This is a genomic window from Streptomyces sp. NPDC006332 (genome assembly GCF_040612855.1).
Taxonomy (GTDB): domain Bacteria; phylum Actinomycetota; class Actinomycetes; order Streptomycetales; family Streptomycetaceae; genus Streptomyces.
This window is the reverse complement of record NZ_JBEXRA010000002.1, coordinates 167,463-183,855: the sequence shown is the minus strand read 5'-3', so window position 1 is coordinate 183,855 and position 16,393 is coordinate 167,463. Positions and strand designations below refer to the sequence as shown.

7 protein-coding genes are annotated in these 16,393 nt (G+C 61.3%); 3 read left to right on the top strand and 4 right to left on the bottom strand.

What is annotated here, in order from left to right; all coding sequences use genetic code 11:
* Positions 1-24 precede the first annotated feature (24 nt).
* The 4 genes from ABZ027_RS03010 to ABZ027_RS02995 all read right to left on the bottom strand — a co-directional run bounded on the left by ABZ027_RS03010 (position 25) and on the right by ABZ027_RS02995 (position 5,769).
* On the bottom strand, positions 25-462 hold the full coding sequence (locus tag ABZ027_RS03010; protein WP_356763747.1) for a very short patch repair endonuclease: 438 nt from the start codon (positions 460-462) through the stop codon (positions 25-27).
* Between the two features lie 622 nt (positions 463-1,084).
* On the bottom strand, positions 1,085-2,749 hold the full coding sequence (locus tag ABZ027_RS03005) for a DEAD/DEAH box helicase family protein (protein WP_356763745.1): 1,665 nt from the start codon (positions 2,747-2,749) through the stop codon (positions 1,085-1,087).
* Between the two features lie 3 nt (positions 2,750-2,752).
* Positions 2,753-5,152, bottom strand: coding sequence for an ATP-binding protein (locus ABZ027_RS03000; RefSeq protein WP_356763743.1), 2,400 nt, complete (start codon positions 5,150-5,152; stop codon positions 2,753-2,755).
* Between the two features lie 326 nt (positions 5,153-5,478).
* On the bottom strand, positions 5,479-5,769 hold the full coding sequence (locus tag ABZ027_RS02995) for a hypothetical protein (RefSeq protein WP_356763741.1): 291 nt from the start codon (positions 5,767-5,769) through the stop codon (positions 5,479-5,481).
* A 767-nt stretch (positions 5,770-6,536) separates the two neighbouring features.
* On the opposite strand from ABZ027_RS02995, the gene ABZ027_RS02990 reads away from it, so the two are divergent.
* Genes ABZ027_RS02990 through ABZ027_RS02980 form a run of 3 tightly spaced genes read left to right on the top strand, consistent with a single transcriptional unit; the run spans position 6,537 to position 16,392 of the window.
* Entirely contained in the window at positions 6,537-11,243 is a 4,707-nt protein-coding gene (locus ABZ027_RS02990) for a helicase-related protein (RefSeq protein WP_356763739.1), read from the top strand.
* A complete protein-coding gene (locus ABZ027_RS02985; protein WP_356763737.1) occupies positions 11,240-13,150 on the top strand; it encodes a UvrD-helicase domain-containing protein in 1,911 nt (636 codons plus the stop codon). The genes ABZ027_RS02990 and ABZ027_RS02985 overlap by 4 nt, the downstream gene beginning before the upstream one ends.
* The gene (locus ABZ027_RS02980) at positions 13,147-16,392 is read left to right on the top strand and encodes a DNA helicase (RefSeq protein ID WP_356763735.1); all 3,246 of its coding nucleotides are present in this window, start codon (positions 13,147-13,149) and stop codon (positions 16,390-16,392) included. The genes ABZ027_RS02985 and ABZ027_RS02980 overlap by 4 nt, the downstream gene beginning before the upstream one ends.
* Position 16,393 lies beyond the last annotated feature (1 nt).

Below are 16,393 nucleotides of genomic sequence, written 5' to 3'. Positions count from 1 at the left end.
CACTTTCCCCACCTTTGCGCAAATTCATAGGCGCGTTGCGTTACGCACTTCACACTCGATCTCATCAACGACGGTTTCGAGATCGCTCTTAAGCCGTGATTCGAAGACACGATACACGCGCCAGCCACATTCTTTCAGCTTGACGGTTACTTCCCCATCGCGCTGAACATTGGCAGCGATCTTCGCGCGCCACTTCTCACCATTGTTGATGTTGCGGAACTGGTCATCAAAAGACACCATTCCTCTCAAACGCCAAGCATTCCCATGCCAAAAATCACCATCCACAAAAACAACGAGCCTGGCAGAAGAGAACACAATATCGGGACGGCCCGGAAGCGAGGTGTGCAAGCGGTACCTCAGACCACGATTCCAGAGGGCCTTCCGAAGAGTCACCTCGGGCCGCGTGTTTTTAGATTTAACAGCAGCCATGATCCTACTTGTGACAGCTGGGTCTCTCGGCACTCTTACCTCCCTACAGGGGATCCGTGTCACTGAGCTCGCGCAACGCGACGTGCACAACTTCCAGACCAGCCTGCCGCCCCAAGGTCACATGACGCGCCTTCTCGCCTGGCGCCACTCTGTGCCCTTGCAAGGTCGTAATGACAATGACTGGAAGCGGCAATCTATCAACGACCGCGTTGATGCCCGACCATACAAGTGAGCTCAAGTTAGCTGCCGGCCCCCAGATCATGAGGTGCTTGCTTTCGCCATCACTCACGAGTCCCCTGTTCGGCTTCTCTCGCAAGCTTCCATCGATAACTGACCAGTCACCCCCAAAGACCTGCCGGGCAATCTGCTCTGGCCCTGGAAGACGACGCGCCGCCAATGTTGCATACGGCCCTAGCCCAGACCGGGCACGCGCGTAGTGCTTCATTGGAACGTCCTTGAGCCAGCCGCGAGCCCTCTCCCGCGGCATGTGGCAAAGAATCACGCCACCGATTTCCTGCTCATCAAGCCAGCGATTGTACCAACTGGTTCTATCCCTCTGAGTGAGACCATCCCAGTCTAGCTCATCTGCTCTCTTATACACTGAACGGATTAACTGCTGCCTAATGGATTCGGGAATATCGCTCATTTACTCCCCTCAAGCACCCAAAGCGGGAAATTGGAGCTTAGCCTCGTCTAGTTCCGTTTCCAAGCTTGCGGCGTCATTGATCCACTCACGCATAAGTCCCTCAACCCGCTTGTCGTCGAATTCAAATGAGGTTTCGTTGGGCGGTAGGTAAAGCGTTTCCGTCTCACCTGGTGCCACCTTGTCGCGCAAGCTCATTACTGCTGCGACCCGCCTGATGTCACTGACAAAATCGAGGACCTCCACATGCGTCTTGCCCTCACGTAGTCGCAGCCCGCGCCCTAGTTGCTGAACGAATATTCTCCGACTATGAGTCACTCGTGCGAAACAGAGGATGTTGACGTCAGGCACATCCACGCCCTCGTTAAGAATATCTACTGCGGCAATGATCGGCACCTCACCGTGGCGGAACTTCATGAGCCTCAGCTGGCGGTCTCTCTTTCCTAGGCCAGCGTGCATCGCTTGAGCACCTCGCCACTGAGGCACCTGGTTGAGCAGCTCAGCCATGCGCTCACAATGTTCAATTGTTCGACAGAAAACGACTGCACGAGGGTCTCTCACCTTAGACCAAGTAGCAATCAGCTGATCTCGAATAGCCTCATCCCGTTGCGGGAGAAATAGACGCGAGTTGAGATCGCGAATCGCATAGCTGTGTTGGCTGGCCTCGCGGACAAAATCCCAATTGACATTATCAGCGAAAAGACGGTACTTCACCTCGGCTAGATACCCAAGCCGCATCCCGTCAGAGATGCCGAGGGTGTAGCTCGGCTCACCGAACCTGTCTCGAATATCGAAGCGGTCACCACGCCACGGAGTTGCGGTCGCACCAAACTGCACAGAAGCCTTCAGCCTCTGAAGGAGCTCCGCGAACTGTCCATCCTCAGCAACATGATGTGCTTCGTCCGCCATCACCAGCTGGGGCCTATAGCCGGCTCTCACATAGCTGAGCGCACTCGCAACCGTCGCACACGTGATACCGCGAAGATCGTCAGGACGGTCCAGGCCCGTGAGAAGTTGAGTTCGAACGGTCTTCGGGACGTGATGCCAGAGAGCGCGCTCAAGCTGCTCGACCAGATCCCTGGTAGGAGCAACGACTAGAACCTTGGCTTCCGGAAATCGGCGAACATGTTGGGCGATCACCTCACCGCCGACCACGGTCTTCCCGAGACCGGTAGCAAGTATCAGCAACGCCCTATCTGTTGCTTCTAGAGACTCAAGCACGTTCTCAAACGCAGCCTCTTGATACGGGCGCAACTCTCGTCGCGGCAGACTCTCACGAGCCAGCGAACTATTGTGATATAGATCGCTTAGTTCCTGGCCCGACCAAAGCTCAACTCGAATGCCGAGCCTGTCCAAGTCTGCTCTACGCTCAAAACTGGACGGACCGAACCTCGAGTTTGTGACTACAGCCATCTTATCTGCACCATAGAAGGCTTTTGCGTTAACGACCTCATCAATTGCCGACGGTGCTACAGCGCCTTGCTTCTTCCATTTACTTTGGAAGACCCAACGCTTACCTCGACGGGTAGCGACAATATCGCCACCTTGGTCATTAGCGCCATCGACATTGAATACGTCGGTGAAACCCAAGTGAAGCAGCAAGCGCTCTACTTGCCGGGTAAAGGCAGCCGGGCCAACCTCGCGCAGAAAAGTTGGATTAACGAAAGACGTTTCCATCTCTCACTCCGCCTGCCTCAGCTCGTCGTCCAACATTTCCAGAGTCAGCCGCGTGGAAGAGAGTTCGAGCCGCCCCTTGACGCTTTTGCTGGCAATGAACTCGGCTACGGTGTCGAGGAGTCGCGCTACTCTACTGGCTTGACGTTCGCGTGTGGCTTCATCACTCCAGCTTGAGTAGGTGGAAGTGAATACACCGCCGTCTAGAAGCAAATCTGGACGTGCTCGCACCAACTCAGCAATGGACGCGCCATCCAGGTACGAAGCGAATTCGCCACTTTCCGTGGCAGCACGCCAGTCCAGTTTGGATTGAAGACTCGCCGCCTCTCTTTCGGCGAGCAGTTTACCTTCCTGAGGTAGCTTCGCCCAAAGATCCTTTGGATGAGCTGCAGAGAGTGGAGACAGCAGCTCCCGGATACGAGAGAGGATGGCCTCAGCTCTCTCGCGCAAGGCCGCATCCGTGATTCTCTGATCGGGCAGTTGGCGAATTACCTCAGCGGCCAGAACCGTGATTCTTTCTTTTGTATTGGACACGGTTCTTAGGTGGTCGGCCAACTCAGCAATAGCAAAGTCTCGCGGTTCGCGACCATATTCTCGGAACACCTCGTGCGTACCGTTTACGTATATCTCGATCTTGGGTCCACGCGGTGTGTAGATTACGCATGGAACACGTAGCCCGTCTGTAGCCTGAAGCGTCTCGGTAGTTTCGTATATAGATACGTTGCGCTTACCGATACTACTCAGAGTAAAATCGCCGCGAAGCAGCATTCGCGACTCGGCCCTGTACCGGGCATACCGCTCTTCGTCGGTTTCGCCACGGGTCGAACGACTCTGCGGTGGGATCGTCACCGCGGTCGCTGTCGCTCGATCCGACTCCTGGTCCGGTGCCGGCGGGTCGTCGAGCCCAGTCTTCTTGCTCAGTTCATGCGTTGCCGAATTCTGCTGACTTGCCTGATCGCCAGGATTCCTGACGTCGTCCTTTATTGCCTGGTGGTCAAGAACTGCTTGGTACCAAATTTGATCTGTGAGGTAGTCAGGAAGCCCCTTACGGAAATCCTCTCCCCACTTCCTGGCTTGCTCGTGGGTTGCCTTCTCGCCGTTTCCTGGGATCAGACACTTAGGGCCAGGGTCATTCCTGCGGAATCCTTTGAAGAGCAAGGCCAGTGGAGTACTGTTCTCGGAATATTCCCTCTTGCGTGCTTTCTCGGGCTGTAGCGGGGCGTCACCACGTATTACGATTACTGCATCGTTCCAGTCCCGGGAGGTCCTATCAAAATCCGTCTTCTGATAGAAAACCGGAACATGGTCGAGATGCACCTCGCCCACAATTCGCCCTTGGTTTGCCGGTAGCTCGATCGGGTACTCGACAAAGGATTCGTCGGTATCGATATTTTCCCAGGTGAAGAGCGACTTATCCGCTACCAGAATCTTGCGGCCATTGCGCAAAAAGTCGATGCCAAAATCTGATACGTCCAGGTATCGCTGGATTCCCAGCCAGCCACGTATCTTTCGAGACCTGAGTTCCAAATCTTCGCTTTGGCACTCAACACAGTTGTCAGTTTCCAATCGATGCCAGTGGCCGCACGCCATGCAGGCGTAAGCATCCGGGAGGTCACGCTCTACAGTCTGGATGGCCTGGATCGGAGCACCCCGGTAGTCAACACTTCTATGAGCACTCCAGACGCACGGCAACCGTGGTTTGACGCGACGGTTGTTCACGTACAGCTGGAATCCTCGCCCAGCTAATGAACTATCCGGCATCTCCGGAATCGGAGCCTCGCTCCGAAGGAGATAGGAATAGACATTTCCGAGTTTCTCGCGAATTACTGACGCGGTGTTCGATCTTCTTAGCGAATCACGAATCTCGGGCTTCAGTCGTCGGACGACAATCTCTGTGCCGTGCAAGAGAACGTCGTCTTTCGGTTCGCGCCGTAGTGGCACCTTGAAGTCATTGCTACTACGCATAGCTTGAAAGTCGATCTCCGCGACCAACCATTCAGCATCGCCAGCGCGCGTGGTTCGAACCTCGGTTAGATGACCCAAGCGGGCTGTTGCAATGTTGAAGCCCATGCCGAAGAGCCCCAGGTTGCCGTACCGCGCGTTGGCGCTGTAGCCGGCCTTCAACGCGTTCTGCAAGCGGTCCGCGCTCATCCCGCGGCCGCCGTCAGCTACACAGACTTCGGCATCGAGGTCGGCCGTGCTCGGTTTGGGAAGGGTGACTCGAACGGTTGGCTGCCTGTCACCGTGAGGGTCCGGGTTGGTCAAGAAGTCGTCGAAGGCGTTGTCAATCAACTCTGCGAGGCACTGCCACGGCTTGTAAGGAAGGTCTCCAAGGACTTCCAATAGTCGTGGCGAGGGAGTCAGGTCTAACTGCTCCGGCGTAGCTCGCATCGACTCAACACCCACGCTTCGCCCTCCCATTTGCTCTCACCGTGTCTGGTTCGAGCACGATACGTCAGGTGATAGGCCAGAGTCATAGTTCTCCACAACACAAGCGACATACAGAGAGCGCTTATATCCGTATAGCGGCGTTTTGCAACTTATGTCCGTTATCCGTAACGTGCCGCTCCGATGCCTCTGGACCACCCGTGGACAAGCGGCCGACTTCCGATCAACTTTGGTCGCCTGGCCAGGCATAACGCTAGAGCAGACACCGGCCTCCGGAGAGGCGCGTGCAAAGAGCCGCGCCAGCGCCGTCAGGGTGAGCAGACACGGCTAGCTTGACTCTGGCCTCACTCAAGATCGATATCCAAGATTTCTGCGAAGCGGGAGAGCCCTTCGAGGGATCGCTCCATGTGTACGGGGATGATTCGGTCTCGCGCTGCTCTGGGAAGCTCCTGGTCCGCCTCCTGCATGAGGGAGGCGTACTCGCTGAAGACTTGTACGCACAGGTTCGCGAGTTGCGCGGCTTGACGACGAACCGGATCGTCCGTGTTGAGGTCTGCCTCAAACAGCGCCAAAGCCTCTTGTAGGAGGGAGTGACGATTGGGCGCAAGGGCACCGGGCGTTGGTCGGTCATCCACAGGCGCAGTCTGACGGATCGCACGCAGTCCTGTGAAGAGGGCGCTGGCCCACCTCGACACCGGGGCCGCGTGACACTTGGGCGTCACAGCGGCGCGCGATGTCGCATGGAGGAAGTTCCGTGAAGGTGATGAAGCGGACCATTCACAATCAGGTCACCTGTCTGCGCGCGCCTACTTTTCCTCGGCCAGATGGAACACGGTGGGCCGATGGGGCTTCCGTAAAGCTAACGGTTAGTAAATTGAGCGGTCGGTTTACCACCGCTCTCGCATGGCACAATTGGCTCTTATCGATATCGCGGGGACTCCCCAGCAGATCGCAGACCCGAGTGCCTCAGATTCGGCTTCGAGTAGTAACTAGGCCGTGAATTGCTGAATTCCACGAGGCGTCAAGGTCGCTGGAACCAAATAGAATATTGAGGAAATATCCATACGAAAGGCACAATTGCCATGATTCGACACAATCATCACGGAACATTCAAAAGGTCCACTCGGACTCGTACAGGTGAGCGGGCATCCCCTGTCGTTGTCAACAGTCCTTGCTCGGCTGCGAATGGAGTGGTTAAAGTGCGAACTGATAGGGATCCATCCCTTTACTATGGGTTCCCGTACAGCTGGGGGGCGCACGCGGATCAGAGCCGCATTGCGCTTCCATGTCGCCGTACCAGCGACTGGAAGTCTTCGCTCATGCCGAGGCGTCCGAGGTGGTCTGACCACCCGTCGTCCATGTCGAAGGCTGTAATTTCAATGCAGTCTGGGGGATATTTTCCATGTCCGATTCTGTACGGGAGGCGGACGACGTCGTTGATGTGGTCGAGGACCTGTCACGGCGTGTCCTGAACGTCTATCGGGCGGATCCGGGCCATGTTCTGGAGCATGCGAACAACGAGCGACGTATCACGCAGGGGGGCTACGGCGAGCGACAGATCTACGAGCTCGTCCAAAACGGCGCTGACGAGAACATGGAACGCGCGCCCGGAGTCGTGGGCACGATCCACGTACTCCTCACCGACACCCACCTCTACTGCGCCAACACCGGCACGCCGATGACTGCTGCCGGCGCCGACACGATCCTGCGTATGGCAGTGTCCCGGAAACGGACCGGCAAGATCGGACGTTTCGGGGTCGGCGTCAAATCGGTCCTGAGCGTGTCGGACACTCCCCGCTTCTACAGCACGACCGGGTCGTTCGGCTTTGACAAGGAGTGGTCGGCCCGCGTTATCCGAGAAACGATCCCGGATCATTCGGCGCTGGACCCCACGCCGGTGCTGCGGATGGCGCAGCCGCTGGACCTGAACTCGGAACGTCGGCGTGACGAGCATCTCGACGAACTGATGAGGTGGGCTTCGACGACAGTGGTGCTCCGACTGCATCGCGATGCGGCTGACCGGCTGGGTCGAGACATCGTCAACTTCCCAGCCCACTTTATGCTCTTTTCCCCTCACGTGGATCGCCTCATCCTGGAGGACACCCGCGCCGGCCGCCAGTTGTGTCGGGAGATCACGCAGGAGACGCGCGGCGTCGAGCACCGGGTCGTTGAGTTCCGCAACGGTAACCGTCATAGCAGCGAGCGCTGGTTCGTCTTCAGCATCGACCACGCGCCCAGCGCCACCGCAGCGCGAACAGCGGGAGAATTGCACGATCGGCCTGTCGTCACCATCTCGTGGGCGGTTCCCGACAAGGGGGTCCCGCAACGCGGGAAGCGTGGGAATTTCTGGGCCTACTTCCCAACCAACTACGACACGACCCTAACCGGAATCCTCAACGCGCCGTGGAAGACCCCGGAGGACCGCCAGAACCTGACGAAGAGCGACTTCAACGAGGAGTTGGTGACCAGGGCGGCGGAGTTGGTGGTCGATTCCATCCCAGACCTGTACGAGGAGAAGGACCCGGGGTCCTACCTCACCTTGCTCACAGCGCGTGGCCGGGAGGCCTCCCAGTGGGGCGATGAGATGCTGAGCCAGAAGGTGCTGCAGGCAGCCGCACACCGACCCTCCCTGCCGGACCAGGACGGATTCCTCCGAGTCCCCAAAGGACTGCTGCTTCACCCGGAAAATCTCGAGCTGGCCTGGCTCGAACAGTGGGCGACCCACCCTGGGCGCCCCAAGAACTGGTGTCACCACAGTGTGGAGAGCCGCGAAAGGCGATCAAGGGCGAGGGACATACTCCACCAGGCCAACGTGGCTCCGTCCTCACTGCGCACCTGGCTCGAAGCACTCGTCGCCGACCGCAGCGTGGAAGCAGCAAAGTGCGCGCTGACACTGACTGCCTCCATCGTCGAGACCGGTACTCACCTGCAAGCGACCGAGGCGCGTACGGCCAGAGTCCTGCTCACGGAGCGGGGTGACTTTCGTTCACCTTCCGAGGGCAAGGTGTTCCGCCGACACGATGGTGTTCGTCTCCCCAACGAACCCACGTTGTACTTGCAGGACGCGATCGCGCAGGACCCCGAGATGCTGCACGCGCTGCAGGTTCTGGGCGTAGAAGAGGCCAACGCGGTCGGCCGGCTGCGGGCCGCCGTCGCATCCAAGTTCACCCGGTACCGCAACAACGACTGGGAAGAATTTTGGGCTCTGACTCGCACGGTCGATGGCGACGAAGTAATCAAGGTCGTCAAAGAACACTTTCCCGAACCGGAGCGGACACTCAAGGTGCGCACCGCCATCGGTCAGTTCCGTTTCATCCGCGACTGCATCCTTGCGGGGCCTGTGGTGCCCGAGGACGGACGGCGTGATGCCTCGCTGCTCGTCGACCCAGTCTTCCATGCGGCCGACACCAACGTGCTCAAGGACCTCGGCGCGGTGGCCCGTCCGGCACTGCGGATGAACCCTCGCTCCGATTCCTGGTTCAGCGACTACAACAGCGTCATGTACAACCAGTTCTGCACCGCTTTGCCGCCCCATACCTCCCGCCCTCGACCGTCCTCCGTGAGCCTGGTCGGCCAGGACACTCCTGGCCCCCTGCACCTGCTGCCAGAGCTGTCCCAGGAAGGAAGGGCCGCTTTCGCACGGGAACTTCCCGACGCTGGGATCGTGCCCGACTGGAGGTGCATCCGGACCACCGGTCAGGGCGGTGATCTTCGCGTCGAGTCGCCCCTGGTCTGGATGCTCCGCCAGGAGGGCATGCTCTGCACCTCGATCGGCGCGCGGCGGCCGGGTGCTGCCGTGAGTCCCGAGTTGACCGTGGACGACCGCTTCCTGCCCGTCGCCGACATCGCCGTGGCCTACGCACGCGCGCTCCGGTTGCCGTCCACCATCCAGGACGTCCCCGTCGCCTTGTGGAGTGAACTGGCCCAGCGAGCGGACTCGGGGGCGGACGCCGCCTTCGTGGGAAGCGCCTATGCCTTCATGGCCAGTTCGGCCCCTTCCGGCACTCTCGGGGACGGGCGGCGCCTGTTCCGTTGCCAGGTGGGCGAGAACTGGGAGATGCAATCGAGCGACAACATCGCCGTCACCTCCCAGGAAGACCAGTACGAGGTCCTACTCCGTGAACGCGTGCCGACCCTCCTGGTCCCGACCGAGACTGACGCACAGCTCCTCATCGACCGGTTCCGCTTCCGCGCCCCTTCCGACCTCTTGGTCGAGGAGATCCACTCCGTCCCGCTGACGGAGCCGGTCCCGGTGACGGATGTCTTTCCTCGGCTGCGTCAGGTGCTCCCTCGGGGAGCAGCCTGGAAACTGGGGCACTGCTCCGAGCTGGTCAAGATCGTCCGCAGCCCGGAGGGGCGCCGCGAGCAGATCCTGACCGAAACGCTCGACGGGCTCACGGTGCTACTGGCCGGGGAGCGTGACGATGAGTCGACCCTGCTGGCCGTGGACCGACTACTTGGGCTGCGACTGGGGGTCGACGGTTGTCAGGAGCTCCTGCGTCAGCAGGCACGGGACCGTGACGATAAAAAATTGCTGCTGGTCCGCCAGGAGACTGATCTATCCAAAAAGCTCCTGCTTGCCGTCGGCGAGAACCGACTGATAACCGAGCTGCCCCGGGGGCTGGCGCTCGCCGATGTGGAGCTGCGCGGGATTCCGATCGATGGCCTGCGAGCGGCCGAACTGCTGCTCGCAGCGCACGGGGAAGACGTCCTACGCGTCCTCGCCCCCACACTCACCGAGGCAGGTTTCGATGGGCCGCAGATCTGGTCAGGCGGTCCGGCTGCACGGCGTTTCGTCCGCACGTATGGCTTTCCGGAGTCTTGGGCCGGTGACCCGCAGACCACCAGCAGCCCCAAGCCCTACGAAACGGTGCCGGGTCCGCGAAAACCGCTGAAGTTGCATGACTACCAGATCACCCTGGTGCAACGCATGTACGAGCACCTCGCGCAGACAGCGGAGAAGCGGGCCATGCTGCAGATCCCCACGGGGTCGGGCAAGACACGGATCGCAGCCGAGGCCGGCGTCCGGGCACTGCGTGACGGCCTCCTCAACGGGCCGATCCTGTGGATCACGCAAAGCCAGGAACTGGCGGAACAAGCCATCGAGACGTGGGCCTACGTCTGGCAGAGTAAAGGAACGGACAAGCCGCTGCGCATCACCCGCTTGTGGGGCGGTATCCCGGATGCCGTTCCCGTCTCTGAAGGGCCGCAGGTAGTCGTCGCCATCGACGACACCGCCGTCAAGCGGCTCCCGAAGGAGGATTACGCCTGGCTACGTGAGTGCCCCCTTGTGATCGTCGACGAGGCCCACTTCGCCGTACCGAAGACCTACACCCAAATCCTCGACACCCTCGGCATCGACCAGTACCAGACCTCACGTCATCTCGTAGGTCTGACGGCCACCGCCTTCCGCGGAGACAATGACGACGAGACACGGACCCTGGTCTCCCGGTTCGGACAAAAGCGCCTGGATCACGGCGTCTTCGAGAACAGCGACGCTTATAGTCACCTCCAGTCGTTGAAGGTCCTGGCCGACGTCGAACACGAGGAACTCCTCGGTGGTTCCTATTCGCTGAGCAACGAGCAAGTGACAGAGATGCAGAGAACTCACGCGATGGCCCTGCCAGCAGACGTCATCAGGAGCCTCGCACAGGACGTCGAACGCACTCGGCGCATCGTGGACAGGATTGAAAAGCTGCACCCCGACTGGCCGGTACTGGTCTTCGCCACCTCGGTGGAACACGCCCAGATCCTTGCCGCACTGCTGCAGGACCGCGGTATCACGGCGGCCTCAATCGACGGACGGACACCACCGAGCATCAGGCGCCGCCGCATCGCCGCCTTCAAGGATAAGAAAATCAGAGTGCTGACCAACTACAAGGTGCTAACGCAGGGATTCGACGCGCCCGCCGTCCGAGCCGTCGTGGTCGCCCGTCCCACCTTCAGCCCCAACACCTACATCCAGATGATCGGCCGAGGCCTACGAGGCGAGCTGAACGGGGGCAAAGACTCCTGCCTGATCCTCAATGTGGCCGACAACATCAAGAACTTTGGTCGCGGACTCGCCCACACCCGCATGGAGCATCTGTGGCACCAGACGGATCGATGACCGCATCGCCGGCCGATGCACCGGAACTGACGGATGTCCAGCGCCGCATCGTCGAGGAGCCAGCGGGACGCAAGGCGCTGGTCACCGCAGGCGCCGGAACCGGCAAGACCTTCACACTGGTCAGACGGCTCGAGTACCTGGTATCGGAAGGTCTCGCCAGCGGAGACCTCCTCGTCTTGACCTTCTCGCGCGCAGCCTCAGCGGAGTTGCGTGAACGACTGAGGTCGCTGAGCGGCAGGTCCCGACACACGCGTGTTGCAACGTTCGACGCCTGGGCCCTCAGTCTGCTCCGTGAGGCGGCAAACGACGAAGCCTGGTACGCCCGCGCTTTCGACGAAAGGATCCGTGCGGCCACCCGAGTCATCGAAGACGAGATGCGAGCTCCCGAGTCACTCGACGAGGTCCGACACATCGTCATCGACGAAGTCCAGGATCTCGTCGGTGATCGCCGACGGCTCGTGGAGACCTTCCTTGACACGTACGAGTGCGGGTTCACCATTGTCGGCGACCCGGCCCAGGCCATCTATGGCTTCCAGGTCCAAGACCCCGAAAAGCGAGCCTGTGAGACGGGCAGATTCTTCTCCTGGCTTCGCGAGCGGTTCTCCGACGAGCTCGTGGAATTCACCCTTGATGAGAACTTCCGAGCCGCTTCCGACGAGGCCGCCTGTGCCCACCCCTACGAGGCCGCAGTCCGCGCGTGCTCCACCCGCGCAGAGGCCGACGAGGTCCACGAGCAACTGCGCACGGAGCTGGCCTCCAAGCTGGAGTTCGGAGACCTGCAGGTCCAATATGTGCGGGCTTCCCTGTGCGACGCGAGCCTCACCACTGCCATCCTGTGCGCCACCAACGGTGACGCACTGCTGATCTCGCGGTGGCTGGCCGATCTGGGCATCGACCACCGGGTCCGTAGAGGCACGGATGATCACTTTGTCCCCTCGTGGGTCGCTCAGGTCGTTTCCCGCCTGCCCCATGCCCTCTCCATTTCGCAGGACCGGTTCCTGGAGGTCTGGCAATCCCTGCCGCACGCCCCCGACCTCGACCATGGTCGCAGTGCATGGCAACTGCTTCTGCGGGCCGCGGGCGATCGGAGCCGGCGCGTCATCGAGCTGGAACGGCTTCACGAAGCCATCGTCCGCAGCAACCTGCCGGACAGCCTCGTGGCACAGCATCAGGACGGCCTGATCGTATCCACGTTCCACCGGGCCAAGGGCCTGGAATTCGACCGGGTGCTCGTCGTCGCCCCTGGCTCACTGGACGACGACCACGAGCAAGTGGCTACCGATCGCTGCGACGCTGCACGGGCTCTCTACGTCGCGATGACCCGGGCCCGCCACGATCTTTACCGTCTGCAACCGCCCGATGCATACGCTACTCGTCACCGCGGGTTTCGGCTGGTACGCAAGGTCAAAGGCACACAACGATGGGGGCGATACGGCTACAGGCCGAGCCAGCGATTGGGGCTTTCGTGCCTGGGTGAGGACGTCCGTGGTAACCATCCGGCAGGATTGGAACAGGTCACCTGCGACCCCGGACAGGTACAGGCATACCTGGCGCACAAGGTCCGCCCCGGCGACGAGGTGGTCTGGACAAGACTGACCGACGTGCCAGAGGACCACGAGAACCGGATGGCTCCCGGTTACGCCATCATGCACGGCGAACAGATCGTCGGTGTCGCCTCCGAAGTCTTCCGCCACGACCTATATCGCTTCATGCAGCAATGGAGGTCACATCAGCCAGCGAGCTGGCCTCGTCATGTCACCGGAACACGGATCGACCTCGTCGAGACGGTAGCGGGCGAGGATGCCGCAGCCCTCCGTGCCGGTCTCGGTCCCAGCGGACTCTGGCTCGCACCACGGCTGATCGGAATCGGCCGGTTCCATTACGACCGCAAGGACGAGAACACATGACGGATGATCACGCTCGACACTATTGGTTTCGCGGGCAGTTGACCGAGCGTTTGAAATCGGACCTGCTCGGTCCCCACGGCGAACATCGCCATGACGTCGAGATCCTCCACGACTGGCCTGTGACCACTTACTCCACCGGGGTCCTGTTCCCCCGCGTCGCGGACCCGACGCAGACGGAACATCCCGACCCGGACACCGCGGAACAGGATCTTGACGATGCTGATTCCTCTGTAGCGGTGGATGAAATACCCGACACAGGCATCGTCCTCGCGAAGGTCGCCCGTCCCTCGGCCACCGGTCTCACCTTCGCCGTCGACCCCGCGCGCAGCCGTCACATCCTTGTGAAGGCGTTCGCCGCCGTATACGAGCCGGTGAACGCCACAGGCGAATCGGTCGAGCCCCAACGTGCCGAACAGCGCAGCACCCAGCAACCCGACGTGCGCTGGCGCCGCCGTCCCCTGCTGCTCTCCCCCACACTCGTGGACGTTCTGGCTCCACCCAACAAAGCGGTGAAACTCGACGAAGGCCTGTACCTGCATCTGCGGGTCCGTCCTCCTCACGGGCCGCGCAGAACGATCTCCGTAACTGCCACCCTGATGAACACTCACACCGCGGAGCAGCAGGAGATCAAGGATCCGAAGTGCTTTTTCCAGGTGGGACTCAAGATCACGGTTCCCGACGACAGCCCGGCGCTCGTCGAACGTCCGACAGCCCGTGATCTCGACGAAGAGAGCCGACTCGCCCTGCTGCTGTATCGCCATGCCCCCACGTTCGCCGTCGGCCACGGCTGCGCAGCGGACTGGTCCTGGACCCCCGCACCAGTCGGCCAGCCACAGCGGCACGATACGCCCGCAGGAGTCTGCTCCGTGTGGACGGAGCACGTCCCCGTTAGCGAGGTCCTCCTCTCCGACTCCAACTCCTCCGTCCCCGCGACACTCCTGGAGATGGGGTATCTCGCCGATGCGCCAAAGCACGAACTCATTCGCTCCTTGCGCACATTCGTCTCCCTGTACGGGAATTGGATCGACGACCGCGCCAAGGATGCGGAACTGCTGCGCGACGGAATCTTCGGCGACCCCGCCTACCTGCACCTGGCCGAGGAACAGCTGAAGCGTTGCCGGATCGCGCGGCAGCGCATGAACGCCGGGATCGATCTGCTGGAGAACGATCCAGATGCGTTGGAGGCATTCCGCCTGGCCAACCGCGTCATGGCGCTGCAGCGCGGCAGAGGTCAATGGATCAAGCGGGAACGTGCCGGCGCGCCCTCGCTCGAGGGCACATGGCGGCCCTTCCAGCTCGGGTTCGTGCTGCTGTGCCTGAACGGCATGGTGGACGCGGCCCACCCCGACCGGGCCATCGCCGACCTCCTGTGGTTCCCAACCGGCGGCGGCAAGACGGAGGCCTACCTCGGGTTGATCGCCTTCACCGTCTTCCACCGGCGTCTGAGTCATGGCGCAGCAGGTGGCGGAGTTACCGTGCTCATGCGGTACACCCTGCGTCTACTCACCCTGCAGCAGTTCGAGCGGGCGGCCCTGCTGATCTGCGCGATGGAGACCGTACGTGCCGAGCAGCCCGAACGCCTGGGAGGAGAGAAGATCTCCATCGGCATGTGGGTGGGGAAGGCCGCCACACCCAACAGGCTCAAGAATGCCGACAAGGCGCTGAAGAAGCTGGCACGAGGCGAGAAGCTCCACGAGGAAAACCCGGTCCAACTCAAGAACTGCCCCTGGTGCGGCACCCCTCTCCTGGTCCGCAACCACAAGGTCGACGTGCCCGGGAACCACATGATCATCCACTGCGATGACCAGATGTGTCACTTCTCCTCCGGGCTCCCCGTACATGTCGTCGACACCGAGCTCTACCGGGTCCGCCCCACACTCGTCATCGCCACCGCAGACAAGTTCGCCCGCATTGCCTGGCGTGAGGATGTCGCCGCCCTGTTCAACCGGGACGAGGACCGACTCCAGCAGGGCACCCCACCACCCGAGCTCGTCATCCAGGACGAACTCCACCTGATCTCCGGCCCTCTCGGCACCCTCGCCGGCCTGTACGAAGCGGCCGTGGACATCGCCTGCGCCCAACCGAAGATCATCGCTTCTACCGCGACGATTCGACGAGCCGCAGAGCAAGGGCGGGCTCTCTTCGGCAGGGACGTAGCTCAGTTCCCGCCGTCCGGCCTGGACGCCCGCGACTCATGGTTCGCCGTCGAGGCCCCCGCTGAAATCAGGCCCTCACGCCTCTACGTCGGCCTTCTCGCGCCCGGGCTATCCCAAGCAACCCTCCTCATCCGCGCCTACGCGTCCCTTCTTCACAACGCCAAGCACCTGCCGTTCCCAGACGAGGCGGTACGCGACACCTACTGGACACTGCTCGGATACTTCAACAGCCTGCGATTGCTTGGCGCCGCAGAGCTACAAGTCAACGCAGACGTCAACGAACGGCTCCGGACACTGGCCATGCGGGACGCGGTGGAGCCGCGGCAGGTCCTACCGACCGAAATCACCAGTCGCGTTCCCTCCAGCGACCTTCCAGGACTCCTCAGTGCCCTCGGCCGATCTCTACGGACCGGATCGGCTCTGGACGTGCCGCTGGCGACCAACATCATCTCCGTCGGTGTCGACTTCGATCGTCTCGGCCTCATGGCTGTGGCGGGACAGCCGCAGACCACCGCCGAGTACATCCAGGCCACCAGCCGTGTCGGCCGCGCCCACCCCGGTCTCGTCGTCACCCTGTTCAACGCAGCCCGGTCCCGGGACCTCTCCCACTACGAGAACTTCGTCAGCTACCACTCGGCTCTGTATCGCCAAGTCGAGTCGACCAGCGTGACGCCGTTCGCGGCCCGTGCCCGTGACAAGGCCCTTCATGCCACGTTCCTCGGGCTCGCCCGCCTGCTGCACCCGGAGATTCGGAAGAACACAGACGCCAAGGATGTGAACGGTTTTACCCATCAGCTCTCCTCGGTTCGGCAGCAGTTGGTGAACCGCATCCAAGCCATCTCGCCCTCAGAGGCCGCCCATGCCGACGCGGAGATCCGCGCCTTCGTTCACCACTGGCGCCACCTCGTCGAGACCAACGAGAGGCTGGAGTACGAGGCCGCTTTCGAGTTCAAAGCCGACCCCCGGCGTAGACCGGACCTCGCCTTGCTCCGCACTCATCAGGACCACGACCTCATCAAGGCCCGTCCCACCCTGTGGAGCCTGCGAGACGTCGACGTCGAGTCCCATCTGTACCTGGAGAGCTGAC